Annotated in this window: 16 protein-coding genes; 12 read left to right on the top strand and 4 right to left on the bottom strand. The window is 64.3% G+C overall.

The genetic code is table 11. The annotated features are described in order from the left end of the window. Window positions 1-12: 12 nt before the first annotated feature. Window positions 13-924, bottom strand: a complete 912-nt coding sequence (locus RJQ10_RS02430; RefSeq protein WP_350143276.1) for a LysR family transcriptional regulator — start codon at window positions 922-924, stop codon at window positions 13-15. Between the two features lie 126 nt (window positions 925-1050). On the opposite strand from RJQ10_RS02430, the gene RJQ10_RS02425 reads away from it, so the two are divergent. From RJQ10_RS02425 to RJQ10_RS02410, 4 genes are read left to right on the top strand one after another with little or no spacing between them, the layout of a single operon-like run. After that, on the top strand, window positions 1051-1977 hold the full coding sequence (locus RJQ10_RS02425; RefSeq protein WP_350143274.1) for a dihydrodipicolinate synthase family protein: 927 nt from the start codon (window positions 1051-1053) through the stop codon (window positions 1975-1977). A gap of 55 nt (window positions 1978-2032) precedes the next feature. Beyond that, window positions 2033-3232 carry an NAD(P)/FAD-dependent oxidoreductase gene (locus RJQ10_RS02420; RefSeq protein ID WP_350143272.1) on the top strand — a complete coding sequence of 400 codons (1200 nt, stop codon included), beginning with the start codon at window positions 2033-2035 and terminating at the stop codon, window positions 3230-3232. Further along, window positions 3232-3546, top strand: a complete 315-nt coding sequence (locus RJQ10_RS02415; RefSeq protein WP_350143270.1) for a (2Fe-2S)-binding protein — start codon at window positions 3232-3234, stop codon at window positions 3544-3546. Before RJQ10_RS02420 ends, RJQ10_RS02415 begins: the two co-directional genes overlap by 1 nt. After that, entirely contained in the window at window positions 3543-4988 is a 1446-nt protein-coding gene (locus tag RJQ10_RS02410; protein ID WP_350143268.1) for an FAD-dependent oxidoreductase, read from the top strand. Before RJQ10_RS02415 ends, RJQ10_RS02410 begins: the two co-directional genes overlap by 4 nt. Before the next feature lie 62 nt (window positions 4989-5050). On the opposite strand, the gene RJQ10_RS02405 is transcribed toward RJQ10_RS02410, so the two are convergent. Then, window positions 5051-5566 (bottom strand): peptidylprolyl isomerase, encoded by a 516-nt coding sequence (locus RJQ10_RS02405; protein ID WP_350143266.1) that lies wholly within the window; start codon window positions 5564-5566, stop codon window positions 5051-5053. Between the two features lie 11 nt (window positions 5567-5577). After that, window positions 5578-6153, bottom strand: coding sequence for a helix-turn-helix domain-containing protein (locus tag RJQ10_RS02400; protein WP_350143264.1), 576 nt, complete (start codon window positions 6151-6153; stop codon window positions 5578-5580). 189 nt (window positions 6154-6342) lie between these two features. Between RJQ10_RS02400 and RJQ10_RS02395 the strand changes: the two genes are divergently transcribed. Genes RJQ10_RS02395 through RJQ10_RS02375 form a run of 5 tightly spaced genes read left to right on the top strand, consistent with a single transcriptional unit; the run spans window position 6343 to window position 14557 of the window. Next, a complete protein-coding gene (locus tag RJQ10_RS02395; RefSeq protein WP_350143262.1) occupies window positions 6343-8568 on the top strand; it encodes a TonB-dependent receptor in 2226 nt (741 codons plus the stop codon). Window positions 8569-8570: 2 nt separating this feature from the next. Next, entirely contained in the window at window positions 8571-10595 is a 2025-nt protein-coding gene (locus RJQ10_RS02390) for a hydantoinase/oxoprolinase family protein (protein WP_350143260.1), read from the top strand. Further along, entirely contained in the window at window positions 10592-12274 is a 1683-nt protein-coding gene (locus RJQ10_RS02385; protein ID WP_350143258.1) for a hydantoinase B/oxoprolinase family protein, read from the top strand. The genes RJQ10_RS02390 and RJQ10_RS02385 overlap by 4 nt, the downstream gene beginning before the upstream one ends. 2 nt (window positions 12275-12276) lie before the next feature. Beyond that, window positions 12277-13554 (top strand): cytosine permease, encoded by a 1278-nt coding sequence (locus RJQ10_RS02380; protein WP_350143256.1) that lies wholly within the window; start codon window positions 12277-12279, stop codon window positions 13552-13554. After that, window positions 13547-14557: a zinc-binding dehydrogenase gene (locus RJQ10_RS02375; RefSeq protein WP_350143254.1), complete on the top strand. Its 1011-nt coding sequence runs from the start codon at window positions 13547-13549 to the stop codon at window positions 14555-14557. Before RJQ10_RS02380 ends, RJQ10_RS02375 begins: the two co-directional genes overlap by 8 nt. On the opposite strand, the gene RJQ10_RS02370 is transcribed toward RJQ10_RS02375, so the two are convergent. Beyond that, complete coding sequence (locus tag RJQ10_RS02370) at window positions 14554-15588, bottom strand: medium chain dehydrogenase/reductase family protein (RefSeq protein WP_350143252.1); 1035 nt, start codon at window positions 15586-15588, stop codon at window positions 14554-14556. The two genes, RJQ10_RS02375 and RJQ10_RS02370, sit on opposite strands and share 4 nt — an antisense overlap. A gap of 168 nt (window positions 15589-15756) precedes the next feature. Here RJQ10_RS02370 and RJQ10_RS02365 point away from each other — a divergent pair, with 168 nt between their 5' ends. From RJQ10_RS02365 to RJQ10_RS02355, 3 genes are all read left to right on the top strand, one after another. Next, window positions 15757-15996: a type II toxin-antitoxin system Phd/YefM family antitoxin gene (locus tag RJQ10_RS02365; protein WP_350143250.1), complete on the top strand. Its 240-nt coding sequence runs from the start codon at window positions 15757-15759 to the stop codon at window positions 15994-15996. A 2-nt stretch (window positions 15997-15998) separates the two neighbouring features. Continuing rightward, window positions 15999-16385 (top strand): type II toxin-antitoxin system VapC family toxin, encoded by a 387-nt coding sequence (locus RJQ10_RS02360; protein WP_350143248.1) that lies wholly within the window; start codon window positions 15999-16001, stop codon window positions 16383-16385. A gap of 7 nt (window positions 16386-16392) precedes the next feature. Next, window positions 16393-17139: FAD-dependent oxidoreductase (locus RJQ10_RS02355; protein ID WP_350143246.1), on the top strand; the 747-nt coding region annotated here is incomplete at its 3' end.

Genomic DNA, 17139 nt, shown 5'->3' with positions numbered 1-17139 from the left:
GCGCTCTGCGGGTCAGGGCTCGGGCGCCAGGTTGCGGAAATAGTCCTCGATATATTGCATGAACTTGAACGCGGCGATCGGCAGCTGCCGGCCGCTTCGGGTGACCAGGCTGATCTGGGTGCTGTTGAGCGTGGCACTGTCGGTAGGGATGGCGACAAAGCGCCCTGCGGCCAGTTCCTCGCCGACCACCAGGTCGGGTAACAGGGATACGCCGGAGCCCGAGTTGATGAAGCCGCGAAGCAGCGCCAGCGAGCTGGTGGCGAGGTGTGGGGTAAAGAAAATGCCCTGCTCCTGCTCACTCTGCTCGATGATCTGGCGGATACGGTAGGCCCCGTCGAGCAGGCCCACGGTGTACTGCCCCAGCTCCGCCAGTTCTACCAGCTTCTTGCCGGCCAGTGGATGGCTGCGGTGTACCACGACTTTCATCGGCTGCGGCAGGTGCACGCGCGAACTGACCTTCGGATCTCGGGACGTGTCGAAGATCATCCCGAAATGGGCGTCATCGTCACTGATCATGCGCACCACTTCATTGGTACTGGAAACACTGACGCCCACAGAGATGCCGGGATAACGCTGCATGTAGCTCTGCAGGGTGTCGCTGAAGCGTTCGGAGATAAAGGCTTCGCCAACCGCAATCGATATCTTGCCGGTATTCAGGGACTGCAGCTCCCTGATATGCGAGAGAAAGGCTTCCTGCTGGGCGCAGCGGTCCTGGTAGAACTGGAAGGCAAGCTCACCGGCCTCGGTCAGTTTCAGGCGCCGCCGGCCGCGCTCCACCAGCGGGGTGCCCAGCTCACTTTCCAGTTCCGCGATCTGGCGGCTGATGGAGGAGGGGGCAACATCGAGTTTCTCGCCCGCGGCGCGCATGGTGCCGAGGCGTGCGGACTCGTAGAGATAGTGCAGGCGACGTTGGCTGACGTTCATTGGTGTGGCTCATGTGGTTTGCGGTTAAGACAACGAACTAAAACATAAATTGCCCGTGGGGGGCAGTAAAATAAGCAGTCGATCGGGGAACGATAACCCTGCGGCTGGGAAAATGTAGAGGAATTTATGAACAGAGATTCGGTGAACTGGCGCGGCTATATACCGGCCATGACAACCCCCTTCAGCCGCAGCGGCGAGCTCGACGTCGAGGCGCTGCGCAAGCACGTCGACTGGCTGCTCGCAGAGGGCATGCACGGCCTGGTGGTGGCGGGGACACAGGGAGAGTGGTTTACGCTGAATCTGGAAGAGAAGGCGGTTTTACTGGCGGAAGTCGCCGGGCGGGTACAGGGTCGCATACCGCTGATAGCGGGCTGCAGCGGCTATACCCTGGCCGATGTCCTGACTCAGGTGGAACTGGCGGAAAAGGCCGGTTTCGACGGTGTCCTGCTGACGCCGCCACCCTACATGGTGCCCTCCGAGACCGATATTCTGGCGTTTTACCGCTCCGTGGACGCGGCGATCAGGATGCCCATCTGTGTCTACAACTGGCCTCCTGGTACCCACGTGGACATGTCGCCGGACCTGCTGGTGGCGCTGGCGCAGTTGAAGCAGGTAGTCGCGATCAAGAACTCAACCCCGGACCTGCGCCGTTTCCTCGATGTCTTTTTCCGCCTGCGCCGCGAGGTGAGAGTATTTGGAATTCCCATGAACGAGACCGGCGCGACCATGGTCATGCAGCACGATGCAGACGGTACCATGGGCGCCGGGGCCGTGCTGGGCCACGAACAGCCGGATTTCTTCAACGAGCTGTGGGCGGGCAACGAAGCCCGGGCCCTGGAATACGCGGCCCGCGATTACACTATAATGAAAAGCTGGTTCAACCCGGACCTGACCGGCAAGTTCGGTTCTTCCCAGGCAATCTTCAAGGAAGCCCTGAACCAGCAGGGACTGCACGGGGGCTTTCCGCGTCTGCCCCTGCAGCCGCTGGATGCCGAGGGCGCCAGCCAGATCCGCGCGACGCTGGTGGCGCTGGGACGCACGGTGCAGGATTAGGGCCGGCACACTGACCGAGGCTGAAAAGCGGGGAGCAAGGTTGCACAGCTGTGATGTGGCGATAATTGGAGGGGGCCTGATCGGCTGCGCCGCGGCCTTCTACCTGACCAGGCTGGGCAAGCGGGTTATCGTGCTGGAAAGCGATGCCCTCAATGGCGGAGCCTCCGGCCGCAACGCCGGCTCCCTGCACTTCCAGCTGGAGTACCGTCTGCTGGAATACCAGGAGCAGCTGCAGGACCACATTGCCCACCTCGTCCCGTTTACCCGCCGCGCCATCGAGCAGTGGCGGGGGCTGGAGACGCTGCTGGGAGAGGATCTGGAACTGGTGATGCACGGCGGCATCATGGTGGCGGAGACCGCCGACCAGCTGCAGCGGCTGCAACAGAAATACGAATTTGAAACCCGGCACGGCATGGAGCTGGAGCTGCTGTCCCGCAGCGAGTTGCGCGCCCGCGCGCCCTATCTCGACGAACGGGTACAGGGCGCGCTGTACTGCGCCGACGAGGGCCACTGCAATCCCCGCTATCTCACCCTGGCCTATGCGCGTGCCGCGCAGCGGCTGGGTGCGGTTTTTCACACCGGCACGCGGGTCCGCAGCGTACAGCGCCTGCGCCACGAATGGGCGCTGGAAACCGTTGCCTCCGTCGCCGGTGACGCCGAGCACGGTGGCCGCGCGGACTACCGCTGCGATGCCATCCTCAACGCGGCCGGCGCCTGGGCCGCCGATGTGGGGCGCCTGGCGGGGGTGCACCTGCCCATCTTTCCGGTGGGCCTGACGATGAATGTCACCGAGGAGGCGCCACCGCTGGTCGGGCATCTGGTACAGCACGTGGGCAGGCGGCTGTCGATGAAGCAGGTGCGCGAGGGCAATCTGCTCATCGGTGGCGGCTGGTCCGCCCGGCTACCCGAGCTGACAGGTACGGGCTCTGCGGCTGCGCGGCCCCTGTACCGCTCGGTCTGCGGCAATCTCGCCACGGCGGCGGAAGTGGTGCCGGCCCTGCGCGAGCTGCATCTGCTGCGCACCTGGACCGGTGTCACCGGCGTCACCGCCGATCAGCTGCCCCTGCTGGGTGAAGTTCCCCAGCTGCCGCGCTATTTCGTTGCCGCGGGCGGCTCCGGGTTTACCTTTGGCCCGACCTACGCCGAGTTGATCAGCCAGTTGATCGCCGCCGGCGAGACCGCCTACCCGATAGCCCCGTTTTCGCCGGCGCGATTCAGCCATATCAACATGTTCATGCGCGAGGCCGGTCACTGATGGCACACCGTATCGAGGCCGGCGTGGAGCGCCAGCCGTCCCTGCAGATCGAGATCGACGGCGTCGCCGTCAGCGTTCATCCGGGCGAAACCGTCGCCGCCGCGCTGCTGCTTGCGGGCAGGGAACACTGCTACACCACCCGCGAAGGCGAGCCCCGCAGCCTGTTCTGCAATATGGGCAGCTGCTTCGAGTGCCTGGTTGCGATCAGCGTAGCGGGCGAGGAGCGGGAGCCCCGCTGGCGCCGTGCCTGCATGACACCGGTCAGTGAAGGGATGCGAGTGCGTACCGGCAAATGCCTGCAGGAGACCCTGTGAGGCCGGTGGACCTCGCCATCGTGGGCGCAGGCCCCGCCGGGATGGCGGCGGCGCTGACCGCGGTTGCACACGGTCTGCGGGTGGTGGTGATCGATGAGCAGCAGCAGGCGGGTGGCCAGATCCTGCGGCAACCACCGGCCGCAATCCGGGTGCGCAACTGGCTGCGCGACCGGGTGTACCGTCGCCAACAGCAGTTGCTGCAACGGGCGCAGCAGGACAGCCGCATCGAGTGGTGCTGGCAGACCACGGTGCTGGGCTTCCTCGACCGTGATCCTCACGACCCGACGAGCCAGCGTCTGTGGTTGCACGGTCCCGAGGGCACCAGAGAACTGGCTGCGCGCAGTGTGCTGGTCGCCGCGGGCTGTCACGACCTGGCGGTGCCGTTCCCGGGCTGGAACCTGCCCGGCGTCATGGCCACCGGTGGCCTGCAGGCCATGGTCAAGAGCCAGCAGCTGGTGCCCGGGAAGCGATTCGTGCTCGCGGGCAGCCATCCCCTGCAGCTGATTGTCGCGGACCAGATCCACCGGGGCGGTGGCGAGGTAGCCGCGGTACTGTTCGCGCAGCCCCTTGGCGCGATGCTGGGCGTGCGCAAGCGGCCGCTGCTGATGCTTCGTCACCTGAGCAAGCTGCTGCATATCGGCGGGGTCATGTGGCGGCTGTGGCGAGCCGGGATTCCGGTGCGCTTCGGCAGCACCGTGGTGGCGGCGGAGGGCGAGCGGCAGCTGGCGGCGGTGCGCGTGGCCAGGCTGCGGGACGGGGTGTTCGAGCCGCAGCAAACCCGGGAGGAGATAGCCTGCGATCACCTCGGCGTCTGCTATTCCTTCCTTGTCGCCTCCGAGCTGCCGCGCCAGGCGGGGGCCGCCGTCAGCTGGTCCGCGGAACGCGGCGGCTGGATAGTGGATGTCGATGGCTGGCAGCGCAGTTCCGTTGCCGGGCTCTACGCAGCCGGCGAAACCACGGGTGTGGCCGGGGCGGACGTTGCCAGGGAAGAGGGTGAACTGGCGGCGCTGGCAGTACTGCTGGACCAGGGCGTACTCGACGCCGCCCGGGCGGAAAAGATGGCCGCTCCGGTCCGCCGCCGGCTCGCCAGCCTGCGGGAGTTTGCCGCTGTGCTGGCGCAGATCTCACTGCCGCCCTGGCGTGTTTTCGAGCAGCTGCTGACTGACAGCACCACCCTGTGCAAATGCCAGGGGATCAGCGTCGGCCAGTTCGGCGACTTGTTGCAGGAGCACAGTTCGATCGCTACCGCCAACTCCGCCAAGCTGCGCTCGCGCACCGGCATGGGGCTGTGCCAGGGCCGCTACTGCGGCTATTTTGTGACCCGGCTGCTGGCCCGGCACGGTGACATCAGTGAAGCCGAGGTGGGCCCATTCAGCGCTCGCTCGCCGGTCAAGCCGGTGCCCATCGCCGATATCCTGGCGCGGGAGCGAGAGCAGGGCTGACAGCAAGCTCCGGTGGCCTGCGGGAGAGCGCCAGGCAACAGCGTACGTTGCGGCCCGAGGTATCAGTCCCGGTAAAGGATGTTGGCGACCGCGATTCGGGTGCTCAGGCAGGGATGCTCCTCGGCCCGGATGTGCGCCTGCTCAATCACCTCGTGACCACTGACCACGCTGCCGAAAGCTGCGAAGCCCTGACCGTCCGCGTGCCTGTTGCCGCCGAAATCGAGAGCCGGCTCGCGTTGCAGGCAGATAAAGAAGCTGCCGTAAACCTCACCCGGTTCAAACCGGGCGGTGGATACCATCCAACGCTCATGCTGCAGGCCGGTCAGCCCGGTATGCTCATGCCGGATGCGGGACCGTTGCTCATCCATCCCGGCCGGCGTACCGACCTGCACCACGTCAATCGGGCTCGCCTCGACGCCACCGTGCTTGCTGGCCGAGACAATGCGAAAGATGCTGCCGTCGCGAAATGCCCCGCTGCGGGCAAGCCTCGCGAAGTAGTCGCAGGTCACCGGCGCCGCATCCGGTCGCAGCATAACGCTGAAGCTGCCCAGTTCGGTCGCGACGTCCAGAAATGCCATGGTGGTTCCAGTTAACCGGCGGGCAGGAGGACCGGCGTACCGACCCAGAGAATCGTCGCCGTACCCCTGCTCTTGTTGACGATATTGTGGCCGAGCTGGGTGTTCATGTGCACACAGTCTCCCGCCTGCAGACTGAACACCTTGTCGTCGATCATTTGCTCCACCCTGCCCTTGATGATGTAGAAGATATCCTCGCCTTCATCCCGGTGGACCGTCGGCAATTCCACGCCGGGGGGGATATCCATCAGCAGTGCACTCATCTGCTGGTTTGGGATGGAGGCGTTCAGCACCCGATAGGTGATGGGGGAGTCAATGTTCAGGTACTGCGGGTCGCTGGCCTTGCTGACGAGTTCTGCGGGCACCGGCGGAGAGATGAAATAGTGGATGTCCGTGCCCAGGGCGCGGGCAATGTTGATCAGGGAAACGATGGACGGTGTGGCCTTGCCGCGTTCCGCCTGGGACAGGAAGGCGGCGGACAGCTCCGCCTTCTCGGCCAGCTCCTGCAGGGTGAGCTTCTGCTCCAGGCGCCTCGCCTTGAGCAGGCCGCCCAGCGACCGCTTCATCATCGATTTCTTTTTCTTCTCCACACTGGATCCCCTCAAACGTTATGTGAGGAGTGTACCCGACGGAAACATTTTGTCAAAAATTATTGACATACTTAAATTTTTAACCCATTTTTAATGGCAGTGGTTTTCCTGTGGAAGCTTGCAGGCCGCTGTGCCAACCGCCTGTTGTGGGCTATACGTTTCGGGCATGGAATCCGGGGAGAGGGATAGATGAAGACAATTTCGAGCAATGGTTTGACGGGTACGCTGGCGCTGCTGGCTGCATTGCCAGTCGCCCCGCTGGCGCTGGCCCAGGCCGACAAGCCGGCCGGCGCAATGGTGCTGGAGGAAGTGACGGTGACGGCGCGGCGTCGCGACGAAAGCCTCCAGGAGGCGCCCTACGCGGTGACTGCTTTCACGGCGCAAGCACTCCAGGATGCCAATGTGCAGCGCATGGAAGATTTCATCGCCCTGACGCCGAACGTGACCCTCGCGACCTCGCAGGGCATCGGCACCAGCTTTCTCAGTATTCGCGGCCTGACCCAGGTGCGCAACGGCGAGGCGCCGGTGGCCACCATCATTGATGGCGTTCTGCAGTTCAGCGGTATCCAGTTCCGGCAGGAGCTGTTCGATGTCGAAAGTGTCGAGGTGGTGAAAGGTCCCCAGGGCGCGATCTACGGCCGCAACGCCACGGGAGGCGCGATCATCATCAATACCCGGCGCCCCACCAATGAGGCCGAGGGTTACGTTAGTGCCGGCGCAGGCGCCGGGGACGAGTACATGGTCGAGGGTTCCTACGGTGGCGCGCTGATCGAAAACCAGTTGTTCGCCCAGGTGTCCGGCAAGCACATTGATCGCGACGGCTACCTGACCAATATCACCCGCAACGAAGAAGCTGACCGCTTCGAGGACAGCACTCTGCGGGGGCGTCTGATCTATGAGCCAACGGCGAATCTGTCCTTTGACCTGCGTGCGAACATCGCCCGCCACAAGGGCCGCGGCATCGGTTTCCAGTACCAGGCCGTGGACCTGGCGCCGGATGGCATCACCGCCATTGCCTTCGGCACCGACACCGGGCCGATCGACGCCAACAACGTCCTGCCTGTCCGGGACAACAACGTCGACTACGGCGAGCGGGACATGAACGACTTCGCCCTCAAGGTGGACTGGATTACCGAACTGGGAACGTTTATCTCCACCACCAGCTATACCGATCTGGAGGAATGGTCTGACTCGGACCAGTTCCCCTACACCGCGGCGATGAGCGCGCCGGGCTTGTTCGGCTTTGACGGCACCCAGACCGGATTCTTCGAGATCGACGCCTGGAGCCAGGAGTTCCGCTTCCGCTCACCTGACGACCAGCCGGTGCGCTGGGAAGTGGGTACGTATTATCTGGAGTGGGACCGCTTTGTGTCCCTGTCCACCGGGGTGGACACCGGCGCCGGGATCCTGCGCCTGGAGCGCGAGCCGACGACGGACCCGCGCAATCCCACCACATCGTTCCTGGCCGATGACAACAGCAACACCGCGATGGCGGTGTTCGGTCAGGCCAGTGTTGACATCGGCACAGATTTCGAGCTGTCGCTGGCGCTGCGCTACGACGAAGAAGAGCGGGTACAGGACGTCTCGCCCCTGCAGTTTCCCGCCGGTGTGCCAGGAGCACGCAACAAGGAAACCTTCGACATGGTGCAGCCGAAGATCACCCTGCGCTACCAGCCGTCGGACCAGCACAACTGGTACGCAACCTGGGGTCGGGGCTTCCGCAGCGGCCAGTTCAACCAGAACGGGATTTCCGACGTGGCGGCCTCCGTCGGCCTGGTCGGCATCAATGACGTGGTGGACCAGGAGGAGTCCGAGTCCTTTGAAGTGGGCTACAAGGGCCTCTACTTCAACGATCGCCTGCGCCTGATCGGGGCGGGCTTTGCCACCAAAGTGGAAGGGCAGCAATTCTTCTCCTTTATCGGCGCCATCAGTGCCCAGATCCTCACCAATGTCGATGAAGTGCAGCTGTACGGCGGGGAACTGGAGTTGAACCTGCGGGCGACCGAGAACCTCGATCTCTACGCCTCCGTGGGCTACACCGACAGTGAGATCAAGGAGTACCTGGTGGATCCGACCGTGGAAGGCAACGATGCGCCCTATATTGCCGACACCACGACCAACATCGGCGCCCAGTATGAGGTGCCGCTGAATTTTGCCAACTTGAACCTGTTTGCCCGGGTGGACTACGAGCGCCGCGGTGCCCAGTACTGGGATGTGCAGAATTCAACTGAGCGCGATCCGCTGGATTTCCTCAGTCTTCGTCTGGGGGTCACCGATACGGATGACAAGTGGTCAGTGATCTGGCAGGTACAGAACGCGCTGGACGAGGAATACAACTCGGAGTGGGTGGCGGGGGGGTTCTCCGCCCGGGCGCCGGGAAAAATCTGGAACCTTCGACTCAGGTATAACTTCTAATTATGACCAAATATCATGTTTCAGCTGACATCGGTGGTACTTTCACCGACATCGTGATCGAACCATCGGATGGCCCGGTCTTTGTCAACAAGGTGCCCACGACGCGGGAGAACCCTGCGCTGGGTGTGATCAACGGCATCAAGGATGTGGTGCCGGATCTGGCCGACATCGAATACTTCGTGCACGGCACTACCGTCGGGCTCAATGCTTTTCTGGAGCGGCGCGGCGAACGTGTCCTGCTGGTTGCCACCGCAGGTGCCGGCGACAGCTACGTCATTGCCCGCGGCAATCGCGATGCGCTCTACGACCTGCGCTACAGCAAGCCGGCGCAGCTGGTGCCACGCCGGGATGTGCACGAGGTTCGCGGTCGCCTGGCCTGGGACGGCAGGGAAATCGAGCCACTGAACGAGGCCGATTTCCAGCCGATCATCGACAAGGTCAAGGCGGAAAACATTAACGCGGTGGCCGTGTGCCTGCTCCACAGCTACGCCTATCCCGCGCATGAAGTGCGTGCCCGCGAAATCCTCAAGGCGGCGTTGCCGGGGGTGTCCATCTCCCTCTCCCACGACGTGGCGCGGGAATGGCGCGAATACGAGCGCGCTTCCTCGGCGGTCATGAACGCCTACGTGGCGCCGGTGGTCGAGCGCTACCTGCTCAGCCTGCAGGAGCAATTGCTGGAGCGCGGCATGCGCTCGGGCGTGCATATCATGCAGTCCAGCGGCGGCGTCACCACGGCCGACACCGCGCGCGAAAAGCCTGTGTTCACCCTGCTCTCCGGCCCGGTGGGCGGTACTATTGCCGGCGCCTCGCTCGCCAAGCGCGCCAGGCGTCCCAACCTGCTGTGCGTCGACATGGGCGGCACCTCCTTTGACCTCAGCCTGGTGGTCGATGGCGAGGCCAGCACCACCCTGGAGACCGAGCTGGAGGGCCTGCCCCTGCTGATGTCGATCGTCGATATCCAGACCATCGGCACCGGCGGCGGCTCAGTGGCCTGGCTGGACAATGACGCTGTCCGGGTAGGCCCCCGCAGCGCCGGTTCCGTGCCCGGTCCCGCCTGTTACGGCAACGGCGGCACGGAGCCTACAGTAACCGACGCCAACCTCTACCTCGGGCGTCTTGGCGCCAGGTCCCTGCTCAGCGGCGAGATGTCGCTGGATGGCGCGGCCACCAGCGCGGCAATCGAGTCATTGGCAGAGCGGGCGGGAATGCAGCCGGTGGCCTTTGCCGAGGGCATTCTGGCAATTTCCAACGCGGCCATGGCCGATGCCATGCGTACCATCACCGTCAGCGAGGGTGTGGACCCGCGCGATTTCACCCTGGTGGCATTCGGCGGCGCCGGGCCAATGGCGGCAGTGTTCCTGGCGGAGGAACTCGATATCCGCGAGGTGCTGATTCCGCGTTTCCCGGGTACGTTCTCCGCCTGGGGCATGCTGCAGACTGATCTGCGCCACGATCTCACCCTGAGCTTCTTCCGGCCCGCCGCGGCAGTGGCGCCAGAGGAGCTGCAGGGCCTGTTTGCCGAACTGGAAACCGAGGGCCGGGAAGCCGTCATGCAGGAAGGTATTCCCGCCGACCGCATTTCCTTTCTGCGCTCCGCGGACATGCGTTACTCGGGCCAGGAATACACCATCAACATACCCTTGCCCGACGCGCTGGATATCGCCGCTCTCAGCGCGCGGTTTCACGATGCCCACAAGCAGCGTCACGGCCACTCCAGCCCCGAAGCGCCGATTGAATTCGTCAATCTGCGGCTGGCGGCGATCGGCGCAATCAGCAAGTACGACGAGCATCCACACCAGGTCACCGGTGATGGCAGCGATGCCGTGATCGGTCAGCGCGAGGCGGTCTTTCGCGGTGAAACCCTGGCCACGCAGGTGCTGCGGCGCGACCGTCTGCCGGTCGGCTACCAGGCCACCGGCCCGGCGATCGTCGAGGAACAGAGCGCGACGACGGTGCTGCCCGATGGCTGGCAGCTGCGAGTCGACGAGGAGAGCAACCTGATACTGACGCGAGGAACCGCAGCATGAGCCAGGTAGATCCGATTACCACGGAAATCATCCGCAATGCCTTCATTTCCATCGCCAGCGACATGAACGCGACCCTGATTCGCAGCGCGTTCACTCCGGTGATCTACGAGGGCAAGGACTGCTCGGTGGCGCTGATTGACGAGAACGGTGAAGTCCTGGGCCAGTCCCTGGGGTTGCCGCTGTTCCTGGGCAACCTGGAGATCTGCGTCAAGATCATGGCCGAGCGCTATGGCTGGGACTATTTCCAGGAAGGGGACGTGTTCTATATGAACGACTCCTACATGACCGGCACCCACCTGAACGATTCCACCATCATCATGCCGATCTTCTGGCGCGGCACCCGCGTGGGTTTCGCCGCCTCGCGCGCGCACTGGCTGGATGTGGGGGCCAAGGATCCGGGCACCCCGGTGGACTCCCACGAAATCTACCAGGAAGGCACCCGCTGGGGCCCGACCCGGCTCTACGATGCCGGCAAGCCGCGGCATGACGTCATTGAGCTGCTGCGCCTCAACAGCCGCTTCGGCGATGCCACTATCGGCGATCTCAACGCGCAGATTGCCGCTGGTCGCACCGGTGAGCAACGGCTGCAGGCGCTGTATGACCGCTTCGGCACCGAAACCATTTGCGCAGCCCGCGATGAAATCTACAAGCAGACCGAAGCCAAGGAGCGCGAGGCCATTGTCGCCCTCCCCGATGGCGAGTACAGCGCGGAGGGCACCATCGACGACGACGGGCTGGGCAACGGGCCGCTGGGTGTGAAGCTGACGGTGCGCATCGAGGGCGATGGCATGACCGTCGACCTCGCCGGATCGGCACCCCAGGCCGCCGGCCCGGTCAACTGCGGGCTGACCCAGACCGTGGCCGCGGCGCGCGTAGCCTACAAGCTGCTGATCTGTTCCGAGGTGTCGCCCAACGGTGGCTCGTTTCGCGCGCTGGATGTGCTGGCGCCGCCGCGCTCGATCTTCCACGCCCAGGAGCCGGCCCCCTGCGGCTGGTATTTCACCCCGCTGGGCCTGCTGATCGACCTGATCGTGAAAGCGCTGGCCCCGGTGCTGCCGGACAAGGCCGCGGGCGCCCACTACGGCGATTCCATGGTCATCACCATCGCCGGGCAGGACCCGCGCAACGACGATGACTTCTTCCTCATGATTGAGCCCACCACCGGTGGCTGGGGCGCCTTCAACGGCGGGGATGGCGCCAACTCCCTGATCAACAACGTCAACGGCAGTTTCAAGGATCTGCCGATCGAGATTTTCGAGAGCAAGTATCCGCTGCGGATTCTCAGCTACGGCATTCGCCAGGATTCCGGCGGCGCCGGCAAGTATCGCGGCGGCAACGGCACCTACCGGGAGTACCTGGTGGAGTCCGACGCCTCGCTCTGGCTCTGGTTCGAACGTTTCGATACACCGGCCTGGGGCCTGTTTGACGGTGGCTCCGGCGCGCCGCCCAAGGTCCTGATCCAGCGTCCCGGCCAGGAAGCGCTGGAGCGACTCAAGGCCAACGACATCAAGATGCCTCCCGGCACGGTGATCAAGTCCATGACCGGCGGCGGTGGAGGCTACGGTAATCCGCGGGAGCGGGACCCCCGCCAGGTGCGCGAGGACCTGCTCGACGGCTTCATCTCCCCCGAGCATGCCAGCGCGGTCTACGGGGTCGACGCGGAGGCGGTGGACCTGTAGTCATGGCCGCACCGGGGGTGAGTGCGGGGGAAACGCTGTCGGGGGTGCATATCGCGCTGGTGATCATCGGCGGCACCATCGGCATGGCCGTGTTCCTGGTGTCCGCGCAGATCGGCGGATCCCTGGGCCTGCAGCGTGCGGCCTGGGCCTTTGTCGCCGGCTGCCTGATTCTCGCGGTCATGGGCTCGCTGACCTCCCATGTGGGCGCCACTACCCGGCTCACCACCTACCAGCTCTGCGCGCAGGCCTTTGGTGGTGCGGGCGCCCAGCTGGTCAATACGGTGATTGCACTGTCGTTGATCGGCTGGTTTGCGGTGATCAGCAACACCCTGGGATCACTGTCGGATTTCGTCTTTTCCCGGTTGTACGGCTGGGAGCTGCCGGTCCCGGTCTACATCGTCGCCAGCAGTGCGGCGATCGTGGTGGTGACCATCACCGGGTTTCGCGGCATCGACAGGATTGCGCTGTGGATGACCCCGGCCATGCTGCTGCTGGTTGTGTATGCGGCCCTCGGCAGCGTGGACCAGGTGCCGCACTGGAATCGACCGGTCGAAGGTGCCACGCCGATGAGCTTCTCCGCCGCGGTCTCCGCCGTGGTGGGCTCCTATATTGCCGGGGTGATTATCCAGCCTGACTACAGCCGCTTCGCCCGCAACGCGCGCCACGCGGTGGGCGCGGCCTTTGTTGCGCTGGGGCTGTGTTTTCCCACCGTCATGTTCCTCGCCGCCATTCCCGGCTCCGCGCTCAGCCAGGTCGACCTGCGCGGCCTGCTGCTGGCCATGGGCGTCGGCCTGCCCGCCTTCACCCTGCTGTTCCTGGGAGCCTGGTCATCGAATGTGCTGTGCCTGTACTCCTCCAGCCTGTCCATGTCCACGGTGATCCGGCGGGCGACCTACTGGAAAGTGGTAGTCACCATTGGCGTGTTGGGCACCTTGCTGGCGTTGGTGGATGCACAGACCTACCTGGTGAACTTCCTGGTGCTGCTGGGCATAACCATTCCGCCCGTGGGTGCCATCTATCTGGTGGAAGCGCTGCTATTGAGGCGGTCGCTTAAGGCGCCGGCAGCCGACGCCAGCCCTGCGCAGCCGCGAATCACGCAGTGGCGGGCGGTGCTCGCCTGGGCGCTCGCCACCGGCTTCGGTTTTGGGGTGCAGAACGAGCTGCTGGCAATCACCGGCGTCTCATCCATTGATGCCATTCTGGCGTCGGCGGCGATTTTCCTGTTGCTCAATCACCGCCGCATAGCCTTGCCATTCACGGGAGATAAAACCTATGCATAAAGCCTGGGTAATGAACGACTACAGCGGTTTCGAAGGGCTGCGCCTGGAACAGTTCCCCGATGCCGAACCCGGTCCGGGCGAGGTCCGGTTACGCATCGAAGCCTTCGCCCTCAACTGGGGCGACATGGACCTGATGGAAGACCGCTACTCCTACAGCTTCTCCAGTTTTCCTGCGCGGATTGGCATGGAAGCCGCCGGCATCGTCGAGGCGACAGGCCCGGGGGTCGACGACATTGAAATCGGTGCGCGCTACAGCACCCTGCCACACTTCTACGACAATCGCGGTGCCAGTGCCGAATCACTCATTGTCAGCGCGCGCTACCTGACCCCGGCGCCCGCGAATCTGAGTGCGGTCGAAAGTGCCTCCATCTGGATGCAGTATCTCACCGCCTACTACCCGGTGGTGGAGCTGGCCCAGGCGGCGCCCGGGCGAGTGATCCTCGTTACCGCCGCAACCAGCACCGCGGGCACTGCCGCCCTGGAGATCGGGCGCAAGTGCGGCGCCACGATGATTGGTACCACCCGCTACGAGTACAACCGGGACTACCTCATGGAGGCGGGTGCCGACCATGTTATCGTCACCGGCGCCGCCAATGACGGCTTCGCGGATGAGCTGAAAGCTCTGACCGGTGGCCGCGGTATCGATGCGGCCTACGACTCGATTGGCGGCGGGCTGATGAACCAGTACGTCGGCGCCCTGGCGAAGAATGCGCGGATCTTTTTCTACGGCATGCTGGACAAGGACTTCCCGCAAATCCCCTACGCCGCACTGTTCCAGTCCAATGCGCTGTTCCAGGCCTACTCGGTGTTTAATTACATCGAAGACGACGAGATGTGCGCCAAGGGCATCGCCTGGGTGAACAGGGCCCTGGCTGCAGGCGAAATATCACCCACCATCGACCGTGTGTATCCGCTGGAAGGGTATATCGACGCCTGCCGCTACCTGAAGGAGCCCAGGCGTACCCACGGCAAGGTGGTGATCGAAACCGGCGCCGCGACCTAAGCCTGGCAATCCAGCACGATCTTGCCCGGCACCGCGCCGGCATCGATCAGGCGGTGCACCTCCGCCGCCTCCGCCAGCGGCCGCAGCTCGGCTACCGCCGGGTGCAGCCGCCCCTCCTTGAGCCACTGCATCAGGGTCATCACATCCTCCCGGAATTCCTCCGGGTGTTTCTCGCGCCGTGACTGGATGTTGTAGAAGCCGGTCTGGCGCCCGTCCGGCAGGCAGCGCCAGAGCCCCAGTAGTTTGGCGAAGCCCCACAACAGACCGGCGACGGATTCCTCCCCGGTGGTCACCTGCAGGGCGCCGAAGCCCACCAGCTTGCCGCCCCTGGCGACGCAGCGGTAGGAGCGTGCCCAGTTGTGGCCGCCTATGGTGTCGAACACCGCCTGCACCCCGCGGCCGCCGGTCAGCCGGTTGATCTCGGCGACGAAATCCGTGGTGTGATAGTCGATGGGCGTGGCGCCAAACCCGCGCACCAGTTCGTGCTTGCCGCTGGAGGCGGTGCCGTACACCGTGAGTCCCAGCTCCCGCGCCAGCTCCAGCAGCGCGGTGCCCACCGCGCCCCCGGCGGCGTGGACCAGGATACTGTCACCGGGCTTGAGGCTGCACTCGCGGGTCAGCATCTGCCAGGCGGTGGTATAGGAGAGGATCATGCACACCGCCTCCGCCGCATTCAGGCCCGCGGGGCAGGGTATTACCCGCCCGGCGTCCGCCAACAAGTACTGGGCGTAGCCGCCGATGACCGGCATGTCGGCGACGCAATCGCCCGGCTGCAGGGTGCTTACGCCGCTGCCGAGGGCATCCACCACCCCGAACCAGTCATAGCCCGGGGTGAACGGGGGTTTCTCCTTCACGCCGGGATACTGGCCCCGGCGGATGATGGTGTCGGTAAAGCCGGTGCCCGCCGTCAGCACCTTTACCCGCACCTGGCCGGGGCCGGGTTCGGGCAGGGTGGGCTCGGTCACCAGTTGCAGCATCTCCGGGCCCCCGAGGGCGGTGAGCTGGATGTGCTGCCAGGTAGTGGCGGTCATGGTTGCGTGTCCTATCGGTTGTTAGCCTTGTGCGTGGCAGAAGTATTACCCGCCGTGACGGCCCCTGTCCAATCCGGGTGGTGGCCGGGCATGGGTCCTGCTGTCGCTATGGTTTGACACCTCCACAAGCTCTGATAGACTAACTTTGCTTAGCTAATCGAGGTTGGTATGGAAATCGTGAATATGCATGAGGCCAAGACCCGGCTTTCCCAGCTGGTGGACAAGGCCTCCAAGGGAGAGCCGTTCATTATCGCCCGGGCTGGCAAACCAGTTGCCCGGGTGTCGGCGATTGATGCGCCAGACCCTGGCAGTGCGCGGCGGCTCGGCTTTCTCAAGGGCCAGACGAGGGTGCCGGATGATTTCGACCGCATGGCGGAAGGAGAAATCAGCGAGCTCTTTGCCAGCTAACTATGAACCTGCTACTGGATACCCACATCCTCCTGTGGGCCGCAAGCGAGCCTGAACGCCTGTCACAGGACGCCCGCGACCTCATCCAGGACCCCGTACATCGGGTTTACTTCAGCGCCGCCAGCATCTGGGAAGTCGTGATCAAGAACGGACTGGGCCGGGAAGACTTCCACGTGGACCCGCACTTGCTGCGGCGAGGCCTCATCGAGAATGGTTATTCAGAACTCCCTGTGACCAGCGCCCATACGCTGGCGCTGGCACATTTACCCCCGATCCATCGCGGCCCCTTCGATCGCATTCTGATCGCCCAGGCAGAGGTTGAAGGTTTCCTGCTGCTGACAATGGATGCGACCATACTGCAATATCAGGGACCCATACGGAGCGCCTGACCTCCCCATGACCACACTGCGCCAGACCAATCTCGCCCGCCTCGCGGGGCAGGAATTCGATGTGCTTGTTATTGGCGGCGGCATCAACGGCGCCGTCTCCGCCGCGGCCCTGGCCGGGCGCGGCGTGAAGGTGGCGCTGATTGAACGGGAGGACTTCGCCAGCGGGGTCAGCTCCCAGTCTTCCAACCTGGCCTGGGGCGGCATCAAGTACCTGGAGAGCTGGGAGTTCCTGCTGGTCAACAAGCTGTGCCGCTCGCGCAACGAACTGATGCGCGCCTATCCCTCCACGGTGAAGGAGATCCGCTTCTTCACCACCATCCAGAAGGGCTTCCGCTGGCCGCCGCTGTTCATTTTCCTGGGCAGCGTCCTGTACTGGATCATGGGGCGTTTCAAGACGAGGCCTCCACGATATGTAAGTGCACGCCAACTGGAAGCTACCGAGCCGGTGATCAATACCGAAAACGCCGCCGGCGGCCTGGAATACTCCGACTGCTACCTCTACGACAACGACGCCCGCTTCGTCTTCGGCTTCGTGCGCAAGGCCCTGGACTACGGCTGCGTGGCCGCCAACTACGTCGCCGCCACGGCCATGCGCCGGGAGCAGGGGCGCTGGCTGGTGGAGGCCCGGGACGCCATTAGCGGAGAGACCTTTACCGTGGCGGCGAAAGCGCTGGTGAATGCTGCCGGCCCCTGGCTGGATGCGCTGAACCGCGATGCCAGGGTCGAGACCGCCCACCACCACCTGTTCTCCAAG

It is taken from the genome of Haliea sp. (genome assembly GCF_040222615.1).
In the GTDB taxonomy this organism is placed as follows: domain Bacteria; phylum Pseudomonadota; class Gammaproteobacteria; order Pseudomonadales; family Halieaceae; genus Haliea.
The sequence above is the reverse complement of the archived record's forward strand: the minus strand, read 5'-3'. Positions and strand labels throughout refer to the sequence as shown.

Coding starts and splice junctions, on each gene's coding strand:
- RJQ10_RS02430 (WP_350143276.1), bottom strand. CDS start 924: ATGAACGTCAGCCAACGTCGCCTGCACTATCTCTACGAGTCCGCACGC.
- RJQ10_RS02425 (WP_350143274.1), top strand. CDS start 1,051: ATGAACAGAGATTCGGTGAACTGGCGCGGCTATATACCGGCCATGACA.
- RJQ10_RS02415 (WP_350143270.1), top strand. CDS start 3,232: ATGGCACACCGTATCGAGGCCGGCGTGGAGCGCCAGCCGTCCCTGCAG.
- RJQ10_RS02405 (WP_350143266.1), bottom strand. CDS start 5,566: ATGGCATTTCTGGACGTCGCGACCGAACTGGGCAGCTTCAGCGTTATG.
- RJQ10_RS02395 (WP_350143262.1), top strand. CDS start 6,343: ATGAAGACAATTTCGAGCAATGGTTTGACGGGTACGCTGGCGCTGCTG.
- RJQ10_RS02390 (WP_350143260.1), top strand. CDS start 8,571: ATGACCAAATATCATGTTTCAGCTGACATCGGTGGTACTTTCACCGAC.
- RJQ10_RS02385 (WP_350143258.1), top strand. CDS start 10,592: ATGAGCCAGGTAGATCCGATTACCACGGAAATCATCCGCAATGCCTTC.
- RJQ10_RS02380 (WP_350143256.1), top strand. CDS start 12,277: ATGGCCGCACCGGGGGTGAGTGCGGGGGAAACGCTGTCGGGGGTGCAT.
- RJQ10_RS02375 (WP_350143254.1), top strand. CDS start 13,547: ATGCATAAAGCCTGGGTAATGAACGACTACAGCGGTTTCGAAGGGCTG.
- RJQ10_RS02370 (WP_350143252.1), bottom strand. CDS start 15,588: ATGACCGCCACTACCTGGCAGCACATCCAGCTCACCGCCCTCGGGGGC.
- RJQ10_RS02365 (WP_350143250.1), top strand. CDS start 15,757: ATGGAAATCGTGAATATGCATGAGGCCAAGACCCGGCTTTCCCAGCTG.
- RJQ10_RS02360 (WP_350143248.1), top strand. CDS start 15,999: ATGAACCTGCTACTGGATACCCACATCCTCCTGTGGGCCGCAAGCGAG.